The sequence below is a fragment of the Amaricoccus sp. genome, from assembly GCF_036846665.1.
In the GTDB taxonomy this organism is placed as follows: Bacteria; Pseudomonadota; Alphaproteobacteria; order Rhodobacterales; family Rhodobacteraceae; genus Amaricoccus.
The window spans coordinates 1-2,469 of record NZ_DAIUBO010000367.1 but is presented as its reverse complement, the minus strand read 5'-3'; the positions used below and the strand labels follow the sequence as shown (position 1 = coordinate 2,469).

Sequence of the window (2,469 nt, the reverse complement as noted above, 5' to 3'; positions counted from 1 at the left end):
GTGCAGAACCAGGACAACCGCGAGCACGACTTGCTCGATTCCGACGATTACTACCAATTCGAGGGCGGCATGGCGGCCGCGATCGAAAGCCTGGGCGGCAGGGCGCCCGCCATCTACCACAACGATCATTCGCGCCCCGAACGCCCGGTCATCCGCACCCTCGACGAGGAGATCGGCCGCGTGGTCCGCGCCCGCGCCGTCAATCCGAAATGGATCGCCGGGGTGAAGCGCCACGGCTACAAGGGCGCCTTCGAGATCGCCGCGACGGTCGATTACCTCTTCGCCTTCGCCGCCACCACCGGCGCGGTCAAGAACCACCATTTCGACCTGGTCTACGAGGCCTATCTCGAGGATGCCGGGACCCGGGACTTCATCGCCGAGAACAACGCCCCCGCCCTGCGCGAGATCGCCGAGCGCCTGGCCGAGGCGATCGACCGCGGCCTCTGGCGCCCGAGGTCGAATTCCGCGGGGCTCCACCTCAAGGCCCTGACGCAGTGACGCGCGGCCGATGCCGGGCGGCGTCACGCCCTCGCCCATTCCGCCCCGAGAATGCTATGACTCGCCGCACCAGACATGTGCCCCTCAGGACAGGCTGACAGGATGACCGACGACCCCGACCGCCACGCCACGAAGATGAAGAAGAAAAAGGCCGCCCGCGAAAAGATCATGGCGGGCAAGACCGAGGAAAAGGGCCTCGTCATCGTCCATACCGGCAAGGGCAAGGGCAAGTCCTCGGCCGCCTTCGGCATGATCTTCCGCTGCATCGCCCACGGGATGCCCTGCGCCGTCGTGCAATTCATCAAGGGCGCCATGAGCACCGGCGAACGCGACCTGATCACCGCGCATTTCGGCGAGATCTGCGCCTTCCACACGATGGGCGAAGGCTTCACCTGGGAGACCCAGGACAAGTCCCGCGACATCGAGATGGCCCGCGCGGCCTGGGAGAAGGCGAAGGAGCTGATCGCGGATTCGGCAAACCGCATGGTCCTGCTCGACGAGATCAACATCGCGCTGCGCTACGATTATCTCGACCTGGGCGAGGTTGTGGACTTCCTGAAGACCGCGAAGCCGCCCATGACCCATGTCGTGCTGACCGGGCGCAACGCTAGGGAAGAGCTGATCGAGGTCGCCGATCTCGTCACCGAGATGGAACTCGTCAAGCATCCCTTCCGCTCCGGCGTGAAGGCGCAGGCCGGCGTGGAGTTCTGACCCTTGCCCGCGGCGCTGATGATCCAGGGCGCGGGCTCGAACGTCGGCAAGTCGATGATCGTCGCGGGCCTCTGCCGCGCCTTCGCGCGGAAGGGCCTTCGCGTCGCGCCCTTCAAGCCGCAGAACATGTCCAACAACGCCGCGGTCACCGCGGACGGCGGCGAGATCGGCCGCGCCCAGGCGCTTCAGGCGCTCGCCTGCGGGCGCGAGCCGCTGACGGACATGAACCCGGTCCTGCTGAAGCCCGAGACCGATTCCGGCGCCCAGGTGATCGTCCAGGGCCGCCGGCTCGCGACGGTGCGCGCCCGCGACTATGCCTCCCTGAAGCCGCAATTGCTGGCGGCGGTCATGGAGAGCTTCGCCCGGCTCCGCGCCGGGGCCGATCTCGTCGTTGTCGAGGGCGCCGGCAGCCCGGCCGAGATCAACCTGCGCGCCGGCGACATCGCCAACATGGGCTTCGCCCGCGCCGCCCGTCTCCCGGTGCTGCTCGTCGGCGACATCGACCGCGGCGGCGTCATCGCGCAGATCGTGGGCACGCGGATCGTGCTCGATCCCGAGGATCGCGCGCTGATCCGGGGCTTCATCGTCAACAAGTTCCGCGGCGACCCGGCGCTCTTCGCCGAAGGCTACCGCATGATCGAGAGCCGCAGCGGCTGGCGTGGCTACGGCCTGCTGCCGTGGTTCGCCGATGCGCGCAAGCTGCCGGCCGAGGATTCGCTGGACATGGCCGCGTCGGGCGAGGGCAGCGGGCTGCGCATCGTCTGCCCTGCCCTCTCGCGCATCGCCAATTTCGACGATCTCGACCCGCTGCGCCTCGAACCCGGCATCCGGTTCGACATGATCCTGCCCGGCGCCCCGCTGCCCGGGGATGCGGATCTGGTGATCCTTCCCGGCACCAAATCGACCCGCGGCGACCTGGACTTCCTGCGGGCACAGGGCTGGGACATCGACATCGCCGCCCATGTCCGGCGCGGCGGCGCGGTCCTCGGCCTCTGCGGCGGCTACCAGATGCTGGGCCGAAGGATCCACGACCCGGACGGGCTCGAAGGCCCGCCGGGCGAGATGCCGGGTCTCGGGCTGCTCGACGTCGCCACGCTGATGCGCCCCGAAAAACGCCTCGCGCGGGTCACCGCGACCCATGCCGCCACGGGCACGGCGCTCGACGGCTACGAGATCCATCTCGGCCGTACCGACGGTCCCGACCGGGCCCGCCCCTTCGCGCGGATCGGCGCCCGCGAGGAAGGCGCGACCTCAGCGGAC

General features: G+C 69.0%; 3 protein-coding genes. All 3 read left to right on the top strand.

Going from position 1 to position 2,469, the window contains the following annotated elements:
* Positions 1-498: cobaltochelatase subunit CobN (locus V7050_RS20335; RefSeq protein WP_324411189.1), on the top strand; the 498-nt coding region annotated here is incomplete at its 5' end.
* 102 nt (positions 499-600) lie between these two features.
* Positions 601-1,209: a cob(I)yrinic acid a,c-diamide adenosyltransferase gene (gene cobO, locus V7050_RS20330; protein WP_324369329.1), complete on the top strand. Its 609-nt coding sequence runs from the start codon at positions 601-603 to the stop codon at positions 1,207-1,209.
* Between the two features lie 18 nt (positions 1,210-1,227).
* Positions 1,228-2,469: cobyric acid synthase (locus V7050_RS20325; protein ID WP_442885720.1), on the top strand; the 1,242-nt coding region annotated here is incomplete at its 3' end.